Source organism: Microbulbifer sp. A4B17, assembly GCF_003076275.1.
Lineage (GTDB): Bacteria > Pseudomonadota > Gammaproteobacteria > Pseudomonadales > Cellvibrionaceae > Microbulbifer.
Genome location: NZ_CP029064.1, coordinates 3,409,941 through 3,434,197, shown reverse-complemented (window position 1 = coordinate 3,434,197; position 24,257 = coordinate 3,409,941). Strand labels below are relative to the sequence as shown.

19 protein-coding genes are annotated in these 24,257 nt (G+C 51.5%); 14 read left to right on the top strand and 5 right to left on the bottom strand.

Going from position 1 to position 24,257, the window contains the following annotated elements; genetic code table 11:
- Positions 1-48 precede the first annotated feature (48 nt).
- Positions 49-1,137: a Glu/Leu/Phe/Val dehydrogenase dimerization domain-containing protein gene (locus BTJ40_RS15170; RefSeq protein WP_108733884.1), complete on the top strand. Its 1,089-nt coding sequence runs from the start codon at positions 49-51 to the stop codon at positions 1,135-1,137.
- A 218-nt stretch (positions 1,138-1,355) separates the two neighbouring features.
- Complete coding sequence (locus tag BTJ40_RS15165) at positions 1,356-4,172, top strand: pitrilysin family protein (RefSeq protein ID WP_108733883.1); 2,817 nt, start codon at positions 1,356-1,358, stop codon at positions 4,170-4,172.
- A gap of 42 nt (positions 4,173-4,214) precedes the next feature.
- On the opposite strand, the gene BTJ40_RS15160 is transcribed toward BTJ40_RS15165, so the two are convergent.
- The gene (locus BTJ40_RS15160) at positions 4,215-4,826 is read right to left on the bottom strand and encodes a glutathione S-transferase family protein (RefSeq protein WP_108733882.1); all 612 of its coding nucleotides are present in this window, start codon (positions 4,824-4,826) and stop codon (positions 4,215-4,217) included.
- Between the two features lie 90 nt (positions 4,827-4,916).
- Between BTJ40_RS15160 and BTJ40_RS15155 the strand changes: the two genes are divergently transcribed.
- Positions 4,917-6,281: an amidohydrolase family protein gene (locus BTJ40_RS15155; RefSeq protein ID WP_108733881.1), complete on the top strand. Its 1,365-nt coding sequence runs from the start codon at positions 4,917-4,919 to the stop codon at positions 6,279-6,281.
- Positions 6,282-6,497: 216 nt separating this feature from the next.
- Here BTJ40_RS15155 and BTJ40_RS15150 read toward each other — a convergent pair whose 3' ends face one another.
- Positions 6,498-7,208 carry an SIMPL domain-containing protein gene (locus tag BTJ40_RS15150; RefSeq protein WP_108733880.1) on the bottom strand — a complete coding sequence of 237 codons (711 nt, stop codon included), beginning with the start codon at positions 7,206-7,208 and terminating at the stop codon, positions 6,498-6,500.
- 161 nt (positions 7,209-7,369) lie between these two features.
- Positions 7,370-8,536, bottom strand: a complete 1,167-nt coding sequence (locus BTJ40_RS15145) for an aminotransferase class V-fold PLP-dependent enzyme (protein WP_108733879.1) — start codon at positions 8,534-8,536, stop codon at positions 7,370-7,372.
- Between the two features lie 75 nt (positions 8,537-8,611).
- Between BTJ40_RS15145 and BTJ40_RS15140 the strand changes: the two genes are divergently transcribed.
- The 8 genes from BTJ40_RS15140 (at position 8,612) to BTJ40_RS15105 (ending at position 17,645) form a co-directional block, all read left to right on the top strand.
- A complete protein-coding gene (locus tag BTJ40_RS15140) occupies positions 8,612-9,052 on the top strand; it encodes a VOC family protein (protein WP_108733878.1) in 441 nt (146 codons plus the stop codon).
- A gap of 56 nt (positions 9,053-9,108) precedes the next feature.
- Positions 9,109-10,212, top strand: coding sequence for a hypothetical protein (locus BTJ40_RS15135; protein ID WP_108733877.1), 1,104 nt, complete (start codon positions 9,109-9,111; stop codon positions 10,210-10,212).
- A gap of 2 nt (positions 10,213-10,214) precedes the next feature.
- Entirely contained in the window at positions 10,215-10,880 is a 666-nt protein-coding gene (locus BTJ40_RS15130; protein ID WP_108733876.1) for a GntR family transcriptional regulator, read from the top strand.
- 229 nt (positions 10,881-11,109) lie between these two features.
- Complete coding sequence (locus tag BTJ40_RS15125; RefSeq protein WP_108733875.1) at positions 11,110-12,459, top strand: aspartate aminotransferase family protein; 1,350 nt, start codon at positions 11,110-11,112, stop codon at positions 12,457-12,459.
- Positions 12,460-12,576: 117 nt separating this feature from the next.
- On the top strand, positions 12,577-13,962 hold the full coding sequence (locus BTJ40_RS15120) for a glutamine synthetase family protein (protein WP_108733874.1): 1,386 nt from the start codon (positions 12,577-12,579) through the stop codon (positions 13,960-13,962).
- A 469-nt stretch (positions 13,963-14,431) separates the two neighbouring features.
- Positions 14,432-15,775 (top strand): glycosyltransferase family 4 protein, encoded by a 1,344-nt coding sequence (locus tag BTJ40_RS15115; RefSeq protein WP_108735286.1) that lies wholly within the window; start codon positions 14,432-14,434, stop codon positions 15,773-15,775.
- A complete protein-coding gene (locus BTJ40_RS15110) occupies positions 15,775-16,536 on the top strand; it encodes a class I SAM-dependent methyltransferase (RefSeq protein ID WP_108733873.1) in 762 nt (253 codons plus the stop codon). The genes BTJ40_RS15115 and BTJ40_RS15110 overlap by 1 nt, the downstream gene beginning before the upstream one ends.
- Complete coding sequence (locus tag BTJ40_RS15105) at positions 16,533-17,645, top strand: prenyltransferase/squalene oxidase repeat-containing protein (RefSeq protein ID WP_108733872.1); 1,113 nt, start codon at positions 16,533-16,535, stop codon at positions 17,643-17,645. The genes BTJ40_RS15110 and BTJ40_RS15105 overlap by 4 nt, the downstream gene beginning before the upstream one ends.
- Here the strand turns inward: BTJ40_RS15105 and BTJ40_RS15100 are convergent.
- The gene (locus BTJ40_RS15100; protein WP_108733871.1) at positions 17,574-18,191 is read right to left on the bottom strand and encodes a class I SAM-dependent methyltransferase; all 618 of its coding nucleotides are present in this window, start codon (positions 18,189-18,191) and stop codon (positions 17,574-17,576) included. The two genes, BTJ40_RS15105 and BTJ40_RS15100, sit on opposite strands and share 72 nt — an antisense overlap.
- A 116-nt stretch (positions 18,192-18,307) precedes the next feature.
- On the opposite strand from BTJ40_RS15100, the gene BTJ40_RS15095 reads away from it, so the two are divergent.
- Complete coding sequence (locus BTJ40_RS15095; RefSeq protein WP_108733870.1) at positions 18,308-19,030, top strand: DapH/DapD/GlmU-related protein; 723 nt, start codon at positions 18,308-18,310, stop codon at positions 19,028-19,030.
- Positions 19,031-19,331: 301 nt separating this feature from the next.
- Positions 19,332-19,847 (top strand): shikimate kinase, encoded by a 516-nt coding sequence (locus tag BTJ40_RS15085; protein ID WP_108733868.1) that lies wholly within the window; start codon positions 19,332-19,334, stop codon positions 19,845-19,847.
- 63 nt (positions 19,848-19,910) lie between these two features.
- Here the strand turns inward: BTJ40_RS15085 and BTJ40_RS15080 are convergent, their stop codons facing one another.
- Complete coding sequence (locus BTJ40_RS15080; RefSeq protein ID WP_020413378.1) at positions 19,911-20,381, bottom strand: Lrp/AsnC family transcriptional regulator; 471 nt, start codon at positions 20,379-20,381, stop codon at positions 19,911-19,913.
- 277 nt (positions 20,382-20,658) lie between these two features.
- On the opposite strand from BTJ40_RS15080, the gene BTJ40_RS15075 reads away from it, so the two are divergent.
- A complete protein-coding gene (locus BTJ40_RS15075) occupies positions 20,659-24,216 on the top strand; it encodes an indolepyruvate ferredoxin oxidoreductase family protein (RefSeq protein ID WP_108733867.1) in 3,558 nt (1,185 codons plus the stop codon).
- Positions 24,217-24,257: the final 41 nt, after the last annotated feature.

The following is a 24,257-nucleotide window of genomic DNA, read 5'->3' as shown; positions in this document are numbered from 1 at the left end:
GTGGTTGTTCCCCAGCTGTAGAACCGGCCTTCCGGAGAGGAACAGTTAATGAGTATTTTTTCCCATTCCGCCTACGATAAACACGAACAAGTGGCGTTTTACCAAGATGCAAAGAGTGGCTTGAAGGCCATTATCGCGGTACACAATACGAATTTGGGTCCTTCACTGGGTGGCTGTCGAATGTGGCCCTACGCCGATGATGGCGAGGCCCTGAATGACGTTCTTCGCCTTTCCCGAGGTATGACTTACAAGTCTGCTATGGCTGGCCTCAAGCTGGGCGGCGGCAAATCTGTAATCATTGGTGATCCGCGCAAGGAAAAGACTCCTGAATTGCTCCGTGCAATGGGTGAGTTTATCAATACCCTGGGTGGTCGCTACATTACCGCTGAAGATTCTGGCACTAGTGTGTCAGATATGAGTGTTATCGGTGAGACAACTGAGTTTGTCTCCGGCCTGTTTGCAGGCTCCGAATACGGCGGTGATCCGTCCCCCTCGACCGCTTACGGAGTGTTTGTTGGCCTCAAGGCTGCGGTAGAGCACCGCTGGGGCAAGACAGATCTGACCGGCCTGAAAGTTTCCATTCAGGGAGTTGGCAATGTTGGTTTCCGTTTGGGCAAGCTTTTGAAGGATGCCGGTGCGGAACTCTTTGTCACCGATATTTTCCAAGACAACATTGATCGTGCAGTTACCGAATTAGGTGCTATTGCAGTGACTGCAGACGAGATTTTTGACCTGGACGTAGACTTGTTTGCCCCATGTGCGATGGGTGCAATTCTCAACGATGACACCATTGGCCGCCTGAAGGTTCAGGCAATTGCCGGTGCAGCCAACAACCAGTTGGCGGAAGAGCGCCATGCTGAGGTACTTCGCGAGAAAGGTATCCTGTACGCGCCAGACTACGTCATTAATGCTGGCGGTATTATTGATGTTTACTACCAGCAGAAAGGTGATTACGACGCTGCTGAAGTCCGTGCTCATATTGAAGAGATCGGCAACACGATGAAAGAAGTTTTCGAGCGTGCTGATGAAACCGGACAAACCACTGCCCACGTGGCGGACCGAGTTGCCGAGGAGCGCTTTGGCCATCACTCAGTGGTGGGCGAATCTGAAGACAAGTCTGGCACTGTGGCAGCGTAACGCGTTCAGCGCGGGAGTAGAGCTGATGACCTGATTCCTTGGGCGATTGTCATCTCGCTTCTCTCTGTGATGTATTGATTTGGGCACTTCGGTGCCCATTTTTTTGCCTCGGATACTTGCTAAATTACGGTTGGCGGAGGGTTTTGCTGACACTTTGGAGAAAAGCTGACCTAAACTTGCCATCCTGAAATTGCGCTTTATTTAAAGGGAGTGACAATATGGACTTGCGTCCGCTACTTATCAGCGTTGCCATCGCTATTACTGGCCTAACCGCTTGCGGAAAGTCTACCGATGATACGCCTCACGCGCTTTCGGTGGACCGGGAAGCTGCGGCCAGCAGTAAGGCTGCGGCGTCAGACCAAGGGGCGTATGTCCCGCCACCGAAGTTGGAAATTCCTTTTCACAAAGAAGTGCTGCCCAACGGTTTGACCGTAATTGTCCACGAAGACCACAAGGCACCCGTTGTTTCAACCAATATTTGGTACAAAGTGGGTTCAAAAGATGAGCCGGAGGGCAAGACCGGTTTTGCTCATTTATTTGAGCACTTGATGTTTAACGGTAGTGAAAACTTTCCCGGAGAGTATTTCGAACCCTTCCAACGCTCCGGCGCTACCGATATGAATGGCACTACCAGTAATGACCGCACAAATTATTTTGTCACTGTGCCCAAGGGCGCTCTGGATATGGCTCTGTGGATGGAGTCAGATCGAATGGGACACTTTAAAGGGGCGATCACCCAAGAGGTTCTTGATGAGCAGCGCGGCGTTGTAAAAAATGAAAAGCGTCAAGGGGAAAATGCCCCTTACGGTAAAGCGTTCGATATTATTGCCAAGAGTACTTTTCCCAAAGGGCATCCCTATTCGTGGACACCGATTGGCTCGATGGAAGACTTGGATAACGCGAGCCTTGAGGATGTAAAGAAATGGTTTGAGGACCATTATCAACCCGCAAATGCGATTCTGGTAATTGCGGGGGATGTCACCGTCAAAGATGCCATGGCCAAGGCACGCAAGTATTTTGCAGATATTCCGAGTACCGGTGTGCAGCCGCGAATAAAAAACTGGGAACTGCCCACCCAGGTGAAAAAGCGGGAGGTGGTTTACGACCAGGTGCCCCAAACCCGGATTTACAAGGTTTGGAATGTTCCTGCAGTGGGCAGCGAAGTGGAAGATGCGCTGGAATTGATGACCTCACTTCTGGCCAATAGGAAAAATTCTCTTCTCTATCGCCGCCTGGTTCGCGATGAACAAGTGGCGACCAGTGTCAGTGCTTTTTACTATGGCCGCCAGCTCGCGGGACAACTGATGATTATTGTCGATGTGAAGCCGGGGCAGTCTGTAGAGAAAGTCGAAAATTTACTGAATGAAGAATTAAAGCAATTTGCAACAAATGGTGTGAGCGCGGAGGAGTTGCGCCGGGTTAAGCAGAGTGAGTTTGCCGGACTGGTAAAAGGGCTGGAGAAAACCGGTGGTTTTGGGGGGAAGAGCGACATTCTTGCCCAATCGGAATTTTACTTTGGAGATCCTGGGGCATTAATTGAAGGTATAGAAGATTATGCAAATGTGTCGGCTCTCGAAGTTCAAGAGGTGGCTCAGCAGTGGTTAAAAGAAGATTCCTACACCTTAATTATGGAGCCTAAACAAAAGTTTACGGCAGCAACAGAGGGCGCTGATCGCAGCAAGTTGCCAGAAGTGGATAAAAACGTAGAACTGGAGCTGCCAAAACAAAAAGAATTTACACTGAAAAATGGACTGAAGGTTGTTTTAGCTGAGCGCCACGATACCCCGGTAGTATTGATGAACCTGCAGTTTCGCAGCGGGGCCTCCACAGATAAAAACAAACCTGGCCTGGCTTCGGTAGCAGCTCAAATGCTCAACGAAGGTGCAGGTAATTTGGATAGTCTGGAGTTTAGTTCTCGCGCAGAAGAATTGGGTGTGAGCATTGGCGGTGGCAGTAGCCTCGATTATAACAATATCAGCATGAGCGCCCTTAAGACCCAGCTGGAGCCTTCACTGGAGCTATTTGAAAAGGTAGTCACTGAACCTCGTTTCCCGGAGTCTGACCTGGAGCGGGTGAAATCCAATCGATTGGATGCTATTGCGCAGGAAAAGGCTCAGCCGCAGGGCTTGGCCATGCGTGAATTACCGCCGCTATTGTTTGGAGAAAATCACCCCTATGGTTCCCCCTTAACAGGGTCGGGCACACCTGAGGGTATTAAGTCTATAACCCGTGAAGACCTGGTTAATTTCCAGAAAACCTGGGTACGTCCGGATAACGCAACCCTGACCATCGTGGGGGATGTTACCGAAAAGGAAATTGAGCCACTTCTGAATGAAACTCTTGGTAAATGGACCGCCCCAAAAGCGGAGCTTCCCAAAATTGAAGTTGCCAAAGTACCTCGCCCGGAAAAGGCTCGAGTCTATTTACTGGATCGCCCTGGTGCACAACAGAGTTACATTATGGCGGGCCTGCTGATGCCGCCATGGCAACCTCAGGGTGCCGAAGCTTTCGATGCAATGGCAAATATTATTGCCGGAAAATTTACCTCCCGGGTCAATATGAATCTCCGTGAGAATAAGCACTGGTCTTATGGCGCTCGTGCGGTTTCCCTGGATACTGAAGGTCAGCGTCCTTATATCCTCTTTGCTCCAGTGCAAACTGATAAAACGGCTCCAGCTATCAAAGAGTTAGTAAAGGAATATGAGGATTACCTGGGTGATCGACCAATCACGGAGAAAGAGTTAGAGGACTATCAGAATGACGAAGTCCTAAAGCAAAGTGCACGATTCCAGACCAAGGGACAGTTACTCTCCAGTATAAATTGGCAAGTGGAGAAGGGGCTGCCGGAGGAATACATCGCCGAATATCCCCAGCGGGTTTCAGCTCTGAACAAGGAAAAAGTGGAGGCATCAGCCAAGGAGTATCTTGCGCCAGAGCAATTTACCTGGGTAATTGTTGGGGATCTCAGTAAGATCAAAGGTGAAGTTGAGGCGTTGGATATAGGTCCCGTTGAGGTACTGCCCACTAAAGATTGATTTAAATTATGACCCCGCCCTGTCAGGGCGGGGTAGCGGGAATCAAGCTTTAAAGCTGGGGCGCTCTTTCAGCTGCTCACGCCAGCGGATAAGGTGAGAGTGCTTTGATGGATCTGGCCGCAGATTTTGCACTTTGCCGAAATCCAGGCTGCAAACCATGCTGATATCTGCTACTGAAAAGTAATCACCAACCAAATATTCGTGATCGGAAAAGTGATTGTCGAGAGCGTCCATAAACTTAAGAGCTCGCTTACCTGAGTCCTCACCGAAGTCAGGGTAGACATTCATGCGGTCCTTAAAGAAGCCGGAAACGTGCTGGAAACACATCCCGACAGGAAACATAAGATTGAAGTCGGCACGGCGATTCCACATTTCCACCAGTGCTTTTTCTTTGGGGCTGCGGCCGAAGAGTGGTGGCTCTGGATGTAGCTCCTCAAAGTAACGCTGGATGGCCACTGATTCAGCGATGTAAGTGCCGTCATCCAACTCCATCACAGGTACTTTTTTGTTAATATCTTTGCTGCGAAATTCTGAGCTAAGATTTTCCCCTTTAGTAATATCTACTCCGACATATTCTGCGTCTAACCCCTTTTCCGCCATAAACATGCGAACACGTCGACAATTTGGCGCTGTTGCGAATTCATAGATTTTCATAGAGGCTTCCTCTCGCCTGGGTAATTGCGTAGATTGTGCGATCTTGGTAAAGGACGTTGTGAATCTAAAAGAGATCTACTGGGGACGACAATGACAACAAAGACCAACCGAAGCTACTTTGTCAACCGTGCTGCTGCCGTCGCTTTGTCGGTATTTGCCGGACTTTTCAGTTTTCAGGCGAGCGCCGAGAGTATCGCCATTTACGCCGGTAAATTGTTTGATAGCAGTAATGGAAAATTATTGGAAGATCGCACCATTCATATTGTCGATGGTCGGGTTGATTCGGTGCAGAAGGGATTTGCCAAGCACGATCGGGAGCGCTTGATCGACTTGCGAGAATATACGGTATTGCCGGGTTTGATGGATATGCACAGCCATCTCACTTACGAGTTTGGTCCGCGTGCTTACATGGAGTCGTTCAGTTGGAATCCTGCAGATTTTACTTTGCGCGGCGTTGACGCTGCTCGCCGCACTTTGCAGGCTGGATTTACCACGATTCGAAATCTCGGTGATCACGACAATGTGACTGTGAGCTTACGCAGAGCGATTAATAATGGATTGGTTGAAGGCCCGCGTATTTATACGGCGGGCAAGACAATCGCAACCACCGGCGGGCATGCCGATCCTACCAATGGGCTCAGACAGGATTTGATGGGGGATCCGGGGCCCGTCGATGGAGTCATTGATGGACCGATCAGCGCACGGAAAGCAATTCGCCAGCGTTATAAAGACGGCGCAGACCTGATCAAGATAACCGCGACTGGCGGAGTTTTGAGTGTGGCTAAGAGCGGTCAAAATCCGCAATTTATGCAAGATGAACTGGAGGCAATTGTCGAGGCTGCGAGGGACTATGGTTTCACGGTAGCGGTGCATGCCCACGGTAAAGAGGGAATGATCCGTGCAATTCGTGCTGGAGTGGATTCCATTGAACACGGCACCTATATGGATAATGAAGTGATGGACCTTATGCGTCGCAACAATACCTGGTTTGTGCCGACTCTAATGGCTGGTGAGTGGGTGACAGAAAAATCGGCGATTGAAGGCTTTCTGCCGGACCTGGTGCGCCCAAAGGCCGCGACTATGGGCCCTTTGATGCAGGATACTTTTAGTCGTGCTCACAAGCGTGGGGTGAAGATTGCATTTGGAACTGACACTGGCGTCACCCGCCATGGCGATAATGCCCGTGAGTTTTTATTGATGGTTCAGGGTGGAATGAGCCCGGCAGATGCTCTGCGCTCAGCTACTTGGAATGCCGCTCAATTGTTACAGATGCAGGATGAACTTGGCAGCATCAGTGAGGGGAAGATAGCCGATATTATCGCCGTGGCCGGCAACCCTCTGGAAGATATTTCGGAAATGCAGCGGGTTCTGTTTGTTATGAAAGAAGGCGTGATTTACAAAGAGCCCAGCGAGCTTCAGGATGAAGTGTTTCTGGAGCAAGAGATTAGCGGCTAGCTGCTACAGAGGAGAGGCAGTGAAACAGCGGGGCGTTCTTGCTGTTTCACTGCTGAAGAGACCGTTGTTGCAGAAAGAATACACCGCACTCGATACGCGATGTGAATACACCCCTGCAGGCTCGTAAGTGGAATCCAAGCCCTATAAGGTCCCGAGCGCATTGGTTTCTCTTCTTTCCCCTTTTGGTAAGTGGGGAGCTACTACAAAAAAAGCGTATTAGTCCTCAAGCTCGTAAACCAGATCCAGATTTACAGTGAGAGTTGTTTCTCCCGGTGAGATGGGGGTGGAAGCGCTGTCTTTCATCGTTGCCATTTCGGCGCGGTACATTGGGCGAGGCATACCGCCACTGCCAGTTTCTGAAATGCTGACAATTCGGTGTACTTTTGTACCCAGCGCCTTGGCATACATTTCTGCACGCTCATGAGCGTCCTTGAGGGCTTTCTCTCGCGCTTCAGCTTGAACTGGGGCGGGCTCACCAATTTCAAAGCTCGGTCCGTTGATCTGGTTGGCACCTGCCGCAGTGAGGTTGTCCAAGACCTTGCCGAGTTCATCCAATTTACGAATTTTTACGCTTACGGTGTTTCTTGCGGTGTAACCGGTAATTCGGGGTCTCTTGTTCTGTTGGTATTGGTATCGTGGAGAAAGGTTGACGCCGGTGGTTTGGATATCTTTTTTATTGATACCTGACTTCTTGATCGCATCCATCAAAGACTCCATTTGGTTGGCGTTATCGCGCATTGCCTGCTTGCTGTCTTCTGATTCGGTTACCACACCTACAGAAATTTTTGCGATATCGGGAACTTGGCTGGCTTCTCCCCGAGCAGCGATGGATACCATGGTCCCCCGGTCTTCCGATGCGTGTTCGCTGCCACAGGCGGTGGCGAGTAGGGCGAGTAGGCAAATAATTGAAATTTTTACTGCTTTCATAACGCTTCCTTATCCATTGAGTGCTGGTTGTTGCGAAGAAAATGACGCCATTATTTTATAAATGGAATCTGAACCGCTGCTGAGCTATTGTGCCTTGTCTACGTAAAACATGCCCTAACAGTGGCTGTATAAATTACACTGCTCTCTTAGCTTTAAAGCCCTTAAGAGTTAAATACTTGCTGATAAGTTTCATCTTTATCGTGATAGATGGCGAATCCCAGCCTGAGAAACTGTTGTCGGCGGTCACACAGAACGGCTCGAGCCTTGAGCTCTTCCTGAACCCTTTGTGAGATTTCGGGCTGAGAACAGTCAAATGTGAAAAAGTGGCCGTGACCTTGTTCCAGATCGTGATAAATCAAGTTACTGCGATTCAAGATGGGATGGTCTGATTTGTCCATACTGTCCAAGAAGCGGGTTTGCGCATCGAGAACATAGCGGTGTATTTTCTCTATGGTAATACCTTCGCGATGGAATAAATCAAAAATAGCCAGGGCTTTATAGAGCGTTGAATAATCCATGGTCGCACCTGCAAAGCGCAGCCAATTATCGCTATAGCCGACTTTCCCCGAGCGATTTTCCAGCTCCGCCATTTCTGCGAACCAGCCTGTATTAAGTGGCCGCATTGTGCAGTTCTCGGGAATAGTCATAAAGCACAGGCCTTCGCCGGCGCCGAGATACTTGTAAGATCCTGCTGTAAAAAAAATCTTGTCGGCAACGGTTGAAAGATTGATCGGGCGGGCGAAGAATCCGTGATATCCATCGATTACGAACTGGGTGTCTTGCGGCTTTTGTGCAGCGATGTCCAGCAGTTGGGGAAATACCACGCCGGAATCAAAAAATACCAGGCTGGCATAGGCCAGCTGGTATTCATTTCTGTGCAGTTCGGTTTCGAACCGCTCTGCCAGTGTGGCAAAGGGCTCCTTGGCAATCCTCGTTACCTCCACTTGGGGAAGTTCTTCCAGCCGCTGTAGTTGGCGGGTAAAACTATAGAACTCACCATCCGTAGTGAGGATTCGCAGTGGCTTGTTGGGATCGAATGAACTCAGCAGTCGGTACACTAATTCATGGGTGTTTGGAGCGATTGCGATCAAATCTGCCCTGGGCAAGTTGAGGGATTTTGCGATCACCGCTTGCCATGAGGGTATCTTCTCCTCAAAAATTGGTCCCCATTTTTCATCGGCCAGCAGAGCTGCATCACGCCAGTACTGCTGCACTGCATCCAGGGTAACATCGGGCCAGTAGTGATGGGAGTGACAGGCCATGTGCAGCATTGAAGAGGGGCTGCCACTGGGCGCCTGGAGGAACTCGCGATAGAATTTTTTATACATATGCGTTTAGCTTTAAAAAGCCGATTTATTTGTTATGGGCTGATTGTAGAGCTTGGCAACAAGAAGGAGTAGAGGGTGAAGTACTTACACACCATGGTTCGCGTAACCAATCTGGATGAATCTTTGGCGTTTTACTGTGAAAAGTTGGGCCTGCAGGTTGTTAATCGAAATGATTACGATAAAGGGCGTTTCACCCTGGTATACCTTGCAGCACCCGAGGACCTTGAAGCAGCCAGGGAGAACAAGGCTCCGACACTGGAACTCACTTACAATTGGGATCCGGAAAGTTACACTGGCGGGCGAAATTTTGGTCACCTGGCTTATCGGGTGAATGATATTTATGCGGCCTGCCAACGAATGATGGATCAGGGAGTGATTATCAACAGGCCTCCGAGAGACGGTCATATGGCATTTCTTCGCTCTCCGGATGGGATTTCCATTGAGTTGCTGCAAAGTGGAGAGCCGCTCCCTCCTCAGGAGCCCTGGATGTCTATGGAAAACCAGGGTGAGTGGTAGTCCGGGATAGTTGCAGCCTGAGATAAGTTCTGACGGCCAAGAAAAAGAGAAAGTGAGTGAAAAATACCAGTTGTATTCTACTGGCCGGAGAGACGGCTGCGCGGCGCATACGTGAAGAGGGGCTGTCCCAGAGACAGTTCTCAACGCTGGTCGGCGCTTCCGGTGGCCCCAAGTGGCTGGTGATTAGCCAATTGGATCGTGTGTTGATGGGGGAGTTCTTCAAGGAACGGAACGAACCAATCGTCACCCTGGGTTCATCTATCGGCAGTTTTCGCAATATGTGTTACGCAATGGCAGAGCCACTGTCAGCACTTGAGCGATTAGAGCATCACTACATTTACCAGACTTATTCCGAAAAGCCCTCTCCCGAGGAAATTACCGCCGGTGGTCGCAAGATGCTGCAGGCGGTATTGGGGACTGATGGCGCTCGCGAGGTAGTGGAAAACCCTATCTGGCACAGCCATTTTGTGGCGGTCAGGGGCAGGGGACCTCTGGCCAGTGAAAATAAGGCGTTGCTGGCACCGGCACTACTTGCCTCAGCAATGGCAAATGCCGTATCCCGCAATAGCCTGAGCGCTTTTTGGGAGCGGATGGTTTTTCATTCGCAAAAGTCAGCGGGTATTCATTTCCAAAACTTGAGTACCGAAAACATTCCGCTAACGGAGCAGAATACCTGTGCTGCAGTGTTGGCCAGTGGCTGTATCCCTCTGGTGATGACAGGGGTGCAGACACCCAAGGGGGCCCCCGAAGGCAATTATCGAGATGGTGGTATCACCGACTACCACTTTGATTTGCGCTTCCGTCATCCCCAGGGATTAGTGCTTTACCCGCACTTTTTCCCTTATATGGTGCCTGGCTGGTTTGATAAAGGGCTTTCCTGGCGACGGGTTCGCGGAGATGCCATGCAATCCACTCTGGTTGTGGCTCCTTCGCCCAAATTCGTTGCCTCCTTGCCCTATGGCAAAATCCCGGACCGCAATGATTTCTACAAGCTCGATCGTGAAGACCGTTTGAAGTACTGGGGGCGGGTGGTCGACCTCAGCCGGAGGGTTGCAGATGATTTTTATGAGATCTGGCAAAGTGGTCAGGCGGTGGAGCATTTAATTGAGGTGGGTGCCGAGGATGTGCCCCACATGTTGGAGCAGGTCAGGGCCGCTTAAGTATGGTGCAGGAATTTAACAGTCCACAGGAAGAGTACCGTACAACCCAGGAGCGGGTTTATTTTCAGGTGCGTGATGCCATTCTTCGGGGCAAGTTTTTGCCGGGCAGGGCGATTACGATCCGGGGCCTGGCTTCGGATCTCAATTGCAGTCCGATGCCGGTTCGAGAGGCGTTGCGCCGCCTGACCTCTGAGCGGGCTCTGGAGTTGTCCGATACCCGGCGGGTCAAGGTGCCGACAATGACCCCGGAAAAGTTGGCAGAGATCTGCGCTGCTCGAGTCGCCTTGGAGTGCCAGGCCGCGGAACAGGCCCTGCCACTGGTGGGAGATGCTGATTTAGCGCAATTGCGGGAGTTGGATGAGCGCGTAACAGAAGCGCTTGTCCAGAAAGATATCGAGCGCTATGTAACCACCAATCTGGAGTTTCACTTCACTCTCTACCGTCTGGGGCAACCCCATATCATCCTGTCCCTGATTGAGAGTCTGTGGCTGCAGACTGCTCCCCTCCAGCACCTGGTTTTCCAGCGTTTCGGTGTTCAGGAGCTGCCCGACAGGCACCAGGACCTGCTCGAAGCCATTGCCAGCAACGACGTGCTGAAGGTGCGCAAAGCTATTCAGCAGGATATTGAAGAGGGGCTCGGCTCAATCTCCGCAGAGGAGCTGCTGTAGCAGCTCTCTGCCATTTCCAGCTATCCAGGTACTTATGACCAGATAGTTCCCACTTTTTTCTCCCCCGCAACGGTACAAATCGACCTTATGTTTTTAGCAAGGGCAGATAGACCTTGCGCTCCTGTTGATGGCCCCACTAGAATGTGATCACAAATTAGTGGTAACGATTTGGCCTTTTGAGCCCGATTGGTGGGCGCTTAGCAAGGCCTGTGAAAGCCAGGAGAGAAATATGAACAAGACTGAGCTGCAGCAACACGACCGTGAGCACCTGTTACACCCGTTTACTGATTTTCACGATCTCGGTAAGCAGGGTACTCGTGTGATTACCAGCGCTGAGGGCGCTTATATCACCGATATTGATGGTAACAAAATGCTCGACGGAATGTCGGGACTCTGGTGCTGTAATCTCGGCTACAGCCGCAAAGAAATCAGCAATGCTATTTACGAGCAGCTGAATACACTGCCTTTCTATAACAGCTTCTTCCAGTGCACCACTGTGCCTTCGATTGAACTTGCCGATGCCCTGGCGGAAGTGACCCCGGCGCATATGAACAATGTGTTCTTTACAGGCTCCGGTTCAGAGGCCAACGATACTAACCTGCGGCTGATCCGTCGCTACTGGGATATCCAGGATAAGCCCGAGAAGCGCATCGTGATTTCCCGCAAGAACGGTTACCACGGCTCCACCATCGCCGGCGCCAGCCTGGGTGGTATGAGCGGTATGCACAAGCAGTTCCAGCCGCTGGACTACATTGAGTACGTACAGCAACCCTACTGGTTCGGTGAGGGCGGCGATATGTCTCCGGAGGAATTTGGTATCCAAGCTGCTCGCAGCCTGGATGAGAAAATCCAGGAGCTGGGCCCAGACAATGTTGCGGCGTTTATTGCCGAGCCAATCCAAGGTGCTGGTGGCGTAATTATACCGCCAGAAACCTACTGGCCAGAAGTTAAGAGAGTATTGGATCAGTACGACATCCTATTGGTAATGGACGAAGTGATATTTGGTTTCGGTCGTACCGGTGAATGGTTCGGTGCTGACTACTACGGTATGAAGCCTGACCTGATGACCTTCGCCAAAGCGGTAACCAACGGTTACTTCCCTTTGGGCGGAACCATGGTGAGTGATCGTGTTGCGGAGGTGGTTAAAAACAAAGGCGGTGAATTTACCCACGGCTACACCTATTCTGCGCACCCGGCTGCCTGTATGGCAGGCTTGGCGACTATCAATATTCTGCGCAACGAGAAGATTATTGAGAATGTTCGCGATGTAACTGGCCCCTACTTGTCCAAGCGTTGGTCTGAACTGGCAGAGCATCCGATCGTTGGTGAAACCCGTAGCCTGGGTATGGTCGGCGCCTTGGAGCTGGTAAAAGATAAGGCCAGCCGTGCTCGTTTTGACGATGATTGCACCGCTGGTGCGGTATGTCGTGACCTGAGTATCAAGCACGGTTTGGTTATGCGCGCCGTTGGCGATGCCATGGTTATCGCACCACCGCTGATTATGACCACTGAGCAGGTTGATGAGCTGGTAGAAAAAGCACACCGCGCCCTGGACGACACTGCTAAAGCACTGGCGTAACATAGCGGCAAGATACTCTGTTGAAGGGGTGGTCGGGGATTCCGTTTTTCATTGTATGAATGGAAGAGGGGGAACCGGGCTGCCTCTGCGTTTGGATTGGATCATCCCAGGCACCTTATGTCTCAAGAAAAAGAATTCACCGCCCAGCCTGACCTGTTGGCGCGGTCGCAAAAATTCCTGGCAGAGCACCCGGACTTAAAGTGGATTGAAGGCTTTATGTTCGATATCAATGGTGTGCCGCGAGGGAAATGGTTGCCGGCAGAAGCTGCCGAGAAATTGCTCAAGGGTAGCCTGCAAATGCCGCGCAGTGCAGTCAGCCTCGATATCTGGGGGCGGGATATTGAAGATAGCCCGCTGGTCTTTGCCAGTGGAGACAGCGATGGCGTTTGTTTGCCCGTATCCCCGATTGCCCATGCACCATGGCATCGTGAATCCACTGGCCAGTTGCACATGCAACTTCACGAGGCGGATGGTTCCACTCTCTACGCCGATCCCCGCAGCCAGTTGCAGCGCGTGGTAGAGCGCCTTGGCAAGTTGGGTTATACCGCAGTGTGTGCTACCGAGCTGGAATTCTACCTCCTCCGTGATGAGGTGGATCACTTGGCGCGCCCGCGCCCGGTTAGCGACAACGATGCTGAGCTGGTACCGTCCACTGACGTTTACGATCTTTCTGAACTCAATGCGCAGCGGCACTTCTTTGCTGATGTGCGGGCTGCCTGTGAAGAGCAGGGGATTCCTGCAGATTCGGTATTGTCTGAATGTGCGCCCGGACAGTTTGAAATCAACCTGTTGCACAGTGCCGACCCCGTTAAAGTGGCCGATCAAACATTGTTGTTTAAACGCTTGCTCAAAGGTGTGGCACGCAGTCACGGCTTCCGTGTGAGTACCATGGCCAAGCCCTTTGGGGATCAGGCGGGTAATGGAATGCACGTGCATATGAGTTTGATCGACGCCAATGGCAAGAACGTTTTTGACGACGGTTCTGACACTGGCTCCGATTTACTGCGTTATGCCGCAGCTGGAATGCTGGTTACTGCCAATGATGCGATGGCGTTTTTCGCACCTCACAGCAACTCCTACCGCCGCTTCCAGGAGAGCTCTCACGCACCGCTGAATCTCTGCTGGGGCTACGATAATCGCACTACAACTTTGCGAGTGCCTGCCAGTGATCCTGTGGCGCGGCGTATTGAGCATCGCATTGCTGGGGCGGATGTGAATCCCTACTTGGTGTTGGCTGCGATTCTCACTGGCGTATGCCATGGCATTGAGAAGCAGATGGAACCGCCGGCGCCTGTGGAAGGTGATGCATATCAGGTAAAGAGTGAGAAACTCATCAATACCTGGAGCGGTGCTCTGGAGCAATTTGAGAATAGCCCATTGTGGCGTGAGTATCTCGATCCCCGCTTTGTGGAATTGTTCTCCCTGTTGAAACGACAGGAGCAGGCGGAGATAGCTGCCCGGGTTACCGATGTTGAATACCAGAGCTATTTGCATCGGGTATAAACATTGGCGGTGTGCTTTAACGCCGATTGCCGTTTTAGTGAACGGCTTTTACGACAGGAGAGTCAGAGGAGGTAATTCCTCTGCTATACCTAAATTTAAGTGCGTAATGTGCTTGAAACTCTCCTCCTGAAAGTGTGTTCGAGAAATCTGGCCCGCCATTTGGCGGGCATTTTTTATTCCCGATCTGTTTTTTCCCTTCCTGTTCCTATTCCTCCTGATCATAACTTGTGTCTATCGGTTAAGGCGCTCTGCCGTGTTGTCGCTATTTTGGCTTGCGGTCACACCCTTGGGCTAGGATACCAAGAGTGTGGACCGCTTCCGCCTAGCAGTCATTTCTCCGCCAGTGTATTCTTCCGCTTTACCAGCGAGGCACCCCAGACGGTCGTCTCTTAGACGTTGGCATTCGCAGAATGTCTGTGCGAGAGCGGATAATGTTATGGGGTATAAGAATATTGCAGATGGGGAAACTATGACCGCCTTGGGAAATTGTGCAGACGGTCCAACGGCTGGCGAGACGCAGCCACTAAAAATATGCCTTTTGGGGTATCGCAGCAATCCACACAGTGGTGGTCAGGGCATCTACCTGCGCTACCTGAGTAAAGCACTGGTTGATGCCGGTCACTCCGTGGATGTTATTTCTGGCCAGCCCTACCCAGAACTCGATGAACGCGTAAAACTCATCAAAATGCCAGGGTTGAACCTCTATGAAGTTGAGCGTCCAGCACGGGCCTTGAAGCCTCGTCACTTGCTGTCGTGGGCGGATTTTTTTGAATGGTGGAGTAAGCTTACCGGCGGTTTTGCCGAGCCTTATACGTTTGGCCGTCGGGTAAATAAATACCTGCGCAAGCACGGCAAACAATACGACATTGTTCACGATAACCAATCACTCTGTTACGGCTTGCTGGATATCGAGAAAAATGGATTGCCTGTTGTCGCGACAATTCATCACCCCATTACCCGGGATCGTCAACTGGCATTAGATGCCGCCCCCGATTGGCGTTTTCGTTTGCTGGTACGTCGCTGGCATAATTTTTTGAATATGCAGATCAAGGTATCGCGGAAACTTCGCCATATCGTGACAGTTTCCAGGCAATCTGAGCGGGATATCATTGAGCAGTTTGGCGTAGCTCCCGAACAGATTCACCTAATTTACAACGGTATTGATACCGAATTATTTAACCCTGGGGGCGAGAATAAGCGCTTGCCTCTGCGAATTATGACTACCGCATCGGCAGACCAGCCGCTCAAAGGTCTGCGCTTTTTATTACAGGCGTTGGCGGAATTGCGACAGGAATATGAAAACATAGAGTTGTTGGTGGTTGGCAAATTACGCGAAGGCGGCGCCACGGAACGCTTGCTTCACGATCTGGATCTTCAAGATAAAGTTAAGTTTGTCTCGGGGATCTCTAACGAAGAACTGGTCGATAATTACCGCAGGGCTACAGCAGTAGTTTGCCCATCGCTCTACGAAGGTTTTGGTTTGCCTGCCGGGGAGGCAATGGCATGTGGTGCCCCAGTAGTATCCAGTGATGGAGGTGCATTGCCCGAAGTGGTTGGGGATGCAGGAATCGTGGTTCCTGCAGGCAATCACGAGGCTTTGGCCAATGCTCTGCGCCAGGTTTTATCCAGTGAAGCGCTGCGCAAAGAGCTCAGCGAGAAAGGTCGTCAGCGCATTGAGAATAAGTTTTCCTGGAAAATTGCTGCAGAGAGTTTGGTGAAATATTATCGGGAAATTCTCGGACATTCCCTGGCGGAGCAACCCAGTAATCATGAAATAGAAACTCCGAATATGCGCAGTGCGGAGGCCGCTTAATGATTACCGTAGATCCCCAGCACTTAAACCTTCGCCCGGGCCAAAAAGTCCTCGACCTGGGGTGCGGCGAAGGGCGCCATTCCATTCATTTGATGATCACCGATGAGGTTGATGTTTACGGCATTGACCTGTGTTTTGATGATGTGCGCACTGCCAGTGAGCGAGCAGAACCTTTCCGCTCCCCCGAGCATTCAAAAGGTCGCTTGCAGTTCGGAGTTGCCAATGGCTTGCAACTACCATTTGCCGATGGGAGTTTTGATGTGGTTATTTGCTCAGAGGTACTTGAGCATATCCCCGACTACAAGTCTGTCCTGGCTGAGATTGATCGGGTTTTAAAACCCTCCGGTATTTTTGCCGCGACAGTACCGGCCTTCTTTCCCGAGTGGGTGTGCTGGAAACTCAGCGATGAATACCATCAGGTTGAGGGGGGGCATGTCCGAATATTCCGCGAGCGCGAGCTGCGAGAGGATATTGAAAAGCTGGGACACCACTATTTTGCCCGGCATAAGGCCCATGCATTACATGCACCTTACTGGTGGTTAAAGTGCTTGTTTTGGGACAAGCCCAATTCCCGTTTGGTCTCCGCCTATCACCGCTTGTTGGTATGGGACCTGATGAAGAAGCCGGCCTTTACACAGGTTCTCGAAAAACTATTAAACCCGCTGTTGGGAAAAAGCATTGCTCTCTACTTTGCGAAACCTGCCGGTTCGACACAACGAGTAGATACGCCCCTCTCCCTGCCTGAGGGAGCTGAAGCATGAGTAAAGTTTCTGTGCCGACAAAAGCTTCAGGCCTGTTCCCAGAAGGATTTATCCAGGATAGCGCCGCCTACATTCTCTCCCAGCAGCTCCCCGATGGCTCAATTCCCTGGTTCAAAGGGGGTTATGCCGATCCCTGGGATCATGTCGAGGCCGCTATGGGACTCGCTATTGCTGGAGAGTTCAGTGCCGCTGACAACGCTTATTGCTGGTTGGCTGAGATACAGTTGGAGGACGGCAGCTGGTGGGCTGCTTATAAAGATGGCGACATTGACAACCGAGAGCGCCGTGAAACCAATTTTGTTGCCTATGTGGCAACAGGAATTTGGCAGTACTTTCTGATTAGTAGAGATACACTGTTTTTACAGCGCTATTGGCCGATGGTGGAGCGTGCAATCGAGTTTGTATTACGCTTGCAAACGGAATTTGGCGAAATTCACTGGGCGGTAGATTCAGAGGGTGCCCCTATGGAAGACGCCCTGATCACCGGTTGCTCTTCCATTTATAAAAGTCTGGAATGCGCAATTAATATTGCCCACCAGCTAGGGGTTGCTCGCCCCCAATGGATACTTGCCCGGGAAGCTCTGGGCGATGCGCTGCGCAATAAACCGGAGCGCTTTGATCGCACCTGGGAAAGCAAGGCGCGCTTTTCAATGGACTGGTTTTATCCAGTATTAACTGGTGCTTTTTCTGGTGAGGCGGCGCAGCTGCGTCTTCAGCAACGCTGGGATGAGTTTGTCGTGGCCGGTTTGGGTTGTCGCTGCGTCAGCGATGAGCCCTGGGTGACGGTAGCTGAGTCCTGCGAACTCACCATGTCCCTGATAGCTGCTGGGCAGCGTTCGCGGGCGGAAATTTTGTATCGAGGCTTGCACCGCTGGCAGGATAACGACGGGGGCTATTGGACCGGTTATGTCTATCGGGATGAGGCTATCTGGCCGGAGGAGAAAACTACCTGGACCGTTGGAGCCATGCTTCTGGCTGCCGATGCGCTCGCCAGATTAACGCCAGCGAGCGGTTTGTTTACATCGGTGTGCCTGCCCTCAAATACGGCGCAGGATTCCCAGGGTGTCGACAGTTTCGACAAGCTCGAATTGAGCGGAAGCCAGGGCTAGCTTGTAAATATCGTAGGGCGCCTGGCCGCCATCGGCGGGGTCCGGGAAAATATCGTGGATAGCCAGGTAGCCGCCGGGCACGATATGGCGGGACCAGCTGCGATAATCGGTCATGGCTGCTTCCAGAGAGTGGCCGCCGTCAATAAATACGAGACCCAAAGGGGTATTCCAGCAGCGTGCAGCTGTTGCGGAGGGGGCGACGACGGGAACAACCCAGTCATCCAATTCAGCTGCGCGAATATTCGCGCGGAAAGTGCGGAAACTGTCCATTAAATTGGCCTGGCCATCAAACAGCTCGGGATCGTGGTACTCCTCTCCGGGCTGGTGCTCCTCAGAGCCGCGATGGTGGTCCACAGCGAACAGGACGTTATCGGTCAGTTTACAGGCGCTGGCCAGGTAAATTGATGATTTACCGCAGTAGCTGCCCACCTCAAGACAGGGCCCCAGGGAGCTGGCTTCAGCTGCCAGGTGGTAGAGAGCTTCCCCTTCATGGGCAGCGAGGAATCCTTTAATTGCTCGAATATCAATAGGTAGTTTTAGAGACATGGGTAAACGCTTGCTATTCTTCGTGGCCGAAACACTAAACTGCCGCTAATACAAAAGCAATTGGGTTTTTATTCAGGGCTCCTTAAGCCCCAGGGAAAATAAGTAGAAATTAAAATATGCGTAAGGATCACAGGCCCTATTGGCTCAAGCGATTGCAATTGCATTGGCGCAAGTGGCGAACGGAGTATTTTCTTTTGCCGCAATTCGATGCTGTTGGGATTGAGCCAGAAGTGATGGACCCGGGTTCTGTCTATGTTTTTGGCGGAAATGTGCGGCTCGGAAATTACCCCCATTTAATCTCTAATGACGAGAAATGTATCCGATTTACCACATTTGGGCATAAGGGTGCTGAGGCGTCTATTACCATTGGTAATTTTGTACTGATTTCTCCGGGGGTGCGTATTTCTGCAGCTCAATCTATTGAGATTGGTGATGCCTGTATGATCGCTGCAAATGTGTATATTTCAGATTCCGATTGGCATGGGCTCTACAATCGTACGCGGCCCTTCCGTTGTACTTCCCCTGTGCGCTTGGGTAACAATGTTTGGATCGGAGATGGTGCAACCATCTGTAAGGGTGTCACTATCGGTGATAATTCTGTAGTGGGAGCCGGCAGCATTGTCACTAAGGATGTTCCTGCAAATACGGTTGTCGCCGGTAATCCGGCAAAACCCATTAAATCAATTAATCCCAAGCGGCGAATGATTACCCGCGAGGCATTATTTGCCGATGCTTTTCGCCAGGCGCATAATCTGGATGAATTGGATAAGATGATGTTAGGTGGCAATACCTTATTGGGCTGGTTGCGCTCGGTATTTTTTCCCCGCCGTGGCGATTGAATGTGTAAGTGCTAGGGAGCCCCTGAATAATTCCGTGATGCCTCTGGCTTTCAGAGTGGTTCACAATCAAGGCGCGGCTTTGTAGGAGTGTCCAGGCCTTTCAAGAAGTCGCAATGCGGAGTGTGGATCGCTCTGAAAGCCCCGTGGGGCGGGCTTTGAGGGCCACAGTTACTGCGTTGCAGCTCTTGCAAAGGACTAAGGCCATTCGCGGCGAGCTGCACCTAACCTCTGCAGCCTTCAAGTTCCGCAGAGATATTACGGAATTGTTCATAGGCTCCCTGGATGTGGAAGTATTAATGAAATGAAAAATAGAAAAAGTATTGTCCTGATTGGAATGCCCGGCGCCGGTAAAAGTACGCTGGGGGTGTTGTTGGCAAAGGAGCTGGCACTGGGTTTTACAGATACTGATGTTCTGATCCAGTCCAGGGAGGGCAAGACTTTGCAGCAAATCATGGCGGAAAGTGACTATCTAAACCTCCGCGCTATTGAAGGGGAGGTTTTAGCTGAGGCTATTCTTCCCAATGATGTTATTGCCACTGGAGGCAGTGCAGTTTATAGCGAAAAGGGTATGGAGAACCTGCGCAACCAGGGCCTGGTGGTGTTTCTCCAGTGTTCAGCCGAGGAGCTGCGCCGGCGTATTCACAATTATGAGAGCCGTGGCATCGCCAAGGCACCCGGGCAGTCTTTCGCGAGTTTATTTGAAGAGCGGCAGGCCCTCTACAGGCAGTATGCAGAAATCACAATTGATTGTGATGGCAAGTCTCTGCAGGAAGCGCTTGACCACTTGCTCAAAGAGCTGCGGGAGTTTGCCGGGTAGTTGCTATCTTTGCAGTAAGCCCCGAGCCTTGAGGCAAGGGGCTTTACTTTTCACACTTTTGGCTTAAAGTGGCAGCTGGGTGGTGTACTTAACCTGCTTGAGGGCAAAGGTGGAGTTGACTGATGCCACGTTTGGCAGATGCACCAGGGAGCGCTTCAGTAGTTGCTCATAGTGCTCCACGCTATCCACTACCACGCGCAAGACATAGTCTTTGTCCCCGCTGGTTGAATAGCACTCTACCACCTCCTGGACATCCTGAACGGCTGATTCAAAGTTATTCAGGGATTCCTCATCGTGATTGTGAATGGTAACGTAACAGTATACGGTAACACCCAAATCCAGTTTTCGAGGGTCTAACAGAGTAACACGGCCACGGATAATGCCTTCGGCTTCCAATCGCTTGATTCTGCGCCAGCAGGGAGTGTGCGAAAGACCGACTTTGTCGCCCAGCTCTGCCATGGAGTAATCTGCATTCTCCTGCAGCGCTCGCAGAATCTTACGGTCAAAATCATCCAGGTCTGTCGAACGCTTCATAAAGACTCCTATCCTATAAAATTTATATCAATCGAAACTTCTATCACAAATTTACGCATATTTGCGTGAATAAAGCAATGCTCTATTGCGCTTAACGAACTAGTATGACCTGACTAAACCGTTTCGGGATAGGTGCAGGGTGCCTCCAGCCGCTCCGGGACTTTGCGGCAGATATAAAAACAGGCGCTCCTGGCCACAGAAAACGGGCTATTCGGAAGAATAATGACTAATAACTCGGACCGGGTTTCGAGAAGAATAATTAACCGGAAGTAGGTGTATGACTGAAAAAGTAACCAGTCCTCTAGGTACTGCGGATTCCCAGGTAAAAAAACAGGTTTCACTGGACGACCGCTACACCATGCTCAAGGGCCGCGTGCTCCTCTCAGGTATCCAGGCCCTTGTGCGCTTACCCATAGACCAGATGCGAATGGACCGGGATCGCGGTCACAACACCGCGACTTTTATCTCCGGTTATCGGGGGTCACCCCTGGGTGGATATGACCTGCAGCTATCCAGAGCAAAAAAACTGCTCGATGAGCACAATATCCGCTTTCAGCCCGGGGTGAACGAAGAGCTGGCGGCGACAGCGGTGTGGGGCTCCCAACAAGTGGGGCTGTTTCAGGGCGCAGAAGTAGATGGTGTCTGTGGTATTTGGTATGGCAAGACGCCGGGTGTCGACCGATCCTGTGATGCGTTTCGACACGCCAACGCGGCGGGCTCTTCTCCCAAAGGTGGTGCGCTGATTGTTGCCGGTGATGATCACGGCTGTAAATCATCGTCCTATCCCGGGCAATCTGAATTTGCCTTTGTCGATATGCATATCCCGGTACTTAACCCTGCAACCGTGCAGGAAGTACTGGATTATGGCCACTACGGACTGGAGCTGTCGCGTTTTAGCGGTTGCTGGGTGGCAATGATCACCCTGGCAGAAAATATGGACAGCTCTGCAACTGTAGAAGTGGATCCGGAGCGGGTTAAGTTTCACTACCCGGATATTGAGCGTCCGGAGGGTGGCTTGAATATACGCAAGCAGGATAACCCCCTCGAACAGGAAGAGCGCCTGTGGCGCTACAAGCGTCCCGCAGCTTTGGCCTTTGCCCGCGCCAATAAACTCAACAAGGTGATATTGGAAAACCCTGAGGCGAGCCTCGGCATCGTCACTACCGGTAAGGCCCACCTGGATTTGATGCAGGCCTTCGAAGATATGGGTATCGATGAGCAAAAGGCCAAGCAGCTCGGGATTCGAATCCTCAAGGTGGGTATGACCTACCCGTTGGATGTGCCGGGTATCCAGGAGTTTGCCCGAGGCCTGGATACGCTGCTGGTGCTCGAAGAAAAGCGAAGTCTGATGGAAGTGCAGCTGAAAGAGGAGCTGTATAACGTCCACGTTAAGGACCCGAATTTTCCGCGTATTCTCGGCAAAGTGGATGATAGTGACCAACCGCTGATGCCGGCTTATGGCGAACTGTCTCCGGCGATTATCGCCCAGGTATTGGGCTTTGTTCTGGGGGAGGGCAAGTTGGATGAGGGCGGTAAGCACCGCTTGATGCGCCTCAATGCACTGGCTGAACGGATTTCCCAGCAGGTGGGCTCAAGTGTGTCGCGCCTGCCTATGTTCTGTGCCGGCTGTCCCCACAACCGTTCCACCAAGGTGCCAGAGGGAAGCCGGGCCCTGGCGGGTATTGGCTGCCACTATATGGCCCAGTGGCTTGATCGGGAAACTTATACCTTCACCCAGATGGGTGCCGAGGGTGTTAACTGGGTAGGGCAGGCGCCGTTTACCAGTGAAAAACATGTCTTTGTAAACCTGGGGGATGGCACCTACTTCCATTCCGGCATTCTGGCTATTCGCGCCTCAGTGGCCGCCAAAGTCAATATCACCTACAAAATTCTGTTTAACGATGCGGTTGCCATGACCGGTGGCCAGCCCCACGATGGGGAGTTGGCGCCGGATATGATCTGCCGTCAGGTTTTGGCGGAAGGGGTGCAGAAAGTTGTTCTGGTGATGGATAACCCGGGCAAATATAAAGGTGCACTTTCCTTTCCCAGTGAAGTTGAAATACATCACCGGGATTACCTCCCTGTCGTAATGAATGAGCTGCGCGAAGTCGAAGGCTGTACAGTCATTATTTATGACCAGACCTGTGCCACCGAACTGCGTCGCAAGCGCAAGCGCGGATTGCTTCCAAAAGCTGAAGGGCGCCCATTTATCAATGAGCTGGTCTGTGAGGGCTGCGGGGATTGTGTCCAGCAGTCGAGCTGTATCGCCGTGGAGAAAGTGGAGACGGCACTGGGGGATAAGCGGCGGGTTAACCAAACCGGCTGTAACCAGGACATGTCCTGTGTCAACGGTTTCTGTCCCTCATTCGTAACGGTAAAAGGCGGCAAGATTGCCAAGGGGGCTGGGGTCGGCGATGTGTTGCGAACTGAAGCTGCCAAGTTGCCTTCGCCTCAGCTGCCGGAATTACAACAACCTTATAATTTCCTGGTCACTGGCGTTGGCGGTACCGGTGTTGTGACCATTGGTGCGCTGCTAGCGATGGCTGCACATATTGAAGGCAAGGCATGCAGCACACTTGACCAAACGGGGTTGGCGCAGAAGGGGGGGGCGGTTTATTCACATATTCGCTTTGCGGCTGATCCCCAGGCTTTGCAGGCGGTGCGTATTTCTGACGGTCGCGCCAATGCCCTGATGGCCTGTGACTTGATTGCTGCGGGTAATGTCGCGGCCTGTCTTGTTAAACTGGACGAGTCACACAGCCGTGCGGTTGTGAATACACATTTGAGCCCGACGGCGGCAACAGTTCTCGGGCGTGAAGACGTGCATTCACCCCAGGCAGTCTTAGACACAGTCAGCAGAGCGGTAAATGAAATTAGCTCTGTAGAGGCGCATCGCCTGACCAAGTCCGCTTTGGGGGATACTCTCACCGCAAATATCTTTATGCTTGGATATGCCTGGCAGAAAGGGCTGATTCCGCTGACTGAAGCCTCTTTGCTTGAAGCTATTCGAATAAATGGTGTAGCTGTGGAGGGTAACTTGCAGGGATTTGCTGCAGGACGTTTAGCAGCAGAAAATCGAAAAGCGTTGGATAAGCTGCTCACCCCTGAGAAAGCTGCGGTGGAGGTACCGAAAACCCTCGAAGCGTTAGTTGCTCATCGGGTGGAGCACCTTACCGGTTATCAGAATGCAGATCTCGCCGACCGTTACCGCAGTCTGGTAGACACTGTGAAATCTGCCGAGATTTTAAAAGTGCCCGGCAATCTACAGTTGGCTGAGGTCGTTGCGCGGAATTACGCGAAGTTACTGGCCTACAAGGATGAATACGAGGTGGCCCGCCTGTACACCGATAGCCGATTTATCGAATCACTGAAAGAAAATTTCAGTGGTGATTTTACTCTTGAGTTCAATTTGGCTCCCCCGCTGTTGGCACGGTTCGACAAAGGCTTGGGGCGTCCCCGCAAAATGAAATTTGGCGGTTGGATGTATAAGGCATTTGGTGCTCTGGCGAAGTTGAAGTTCTTGCGCGGATCGGCGCTTGATATCTTTGGATATACCGCAGAGCGCAAAATGGAGAGGCAGCTGATATCTGAATATGAAGAGTTGGTTAAGAAGGTTTTGGATCAATTGGATTCGCAGAATCATGCTGCCGCAGTCGAGCTGCTTCAATATCCAGATACCATTCGAGGCTACGGTCCAGTAAAAGAGGCCAATGTTGAGAAAGCAAAGCAGCAACGGGATATCGCATTAAACCGTTTTGAAAACCCGGTCAGGGACATAGAGCTTTCAGCGGAAGTTGAGGTTTTTGACCCTGCCAGGGCACAGCAAGTGGGGTAATAATCGGTTTGAATGAGTGGCTTGAGGGTTTCCTTAAGCTG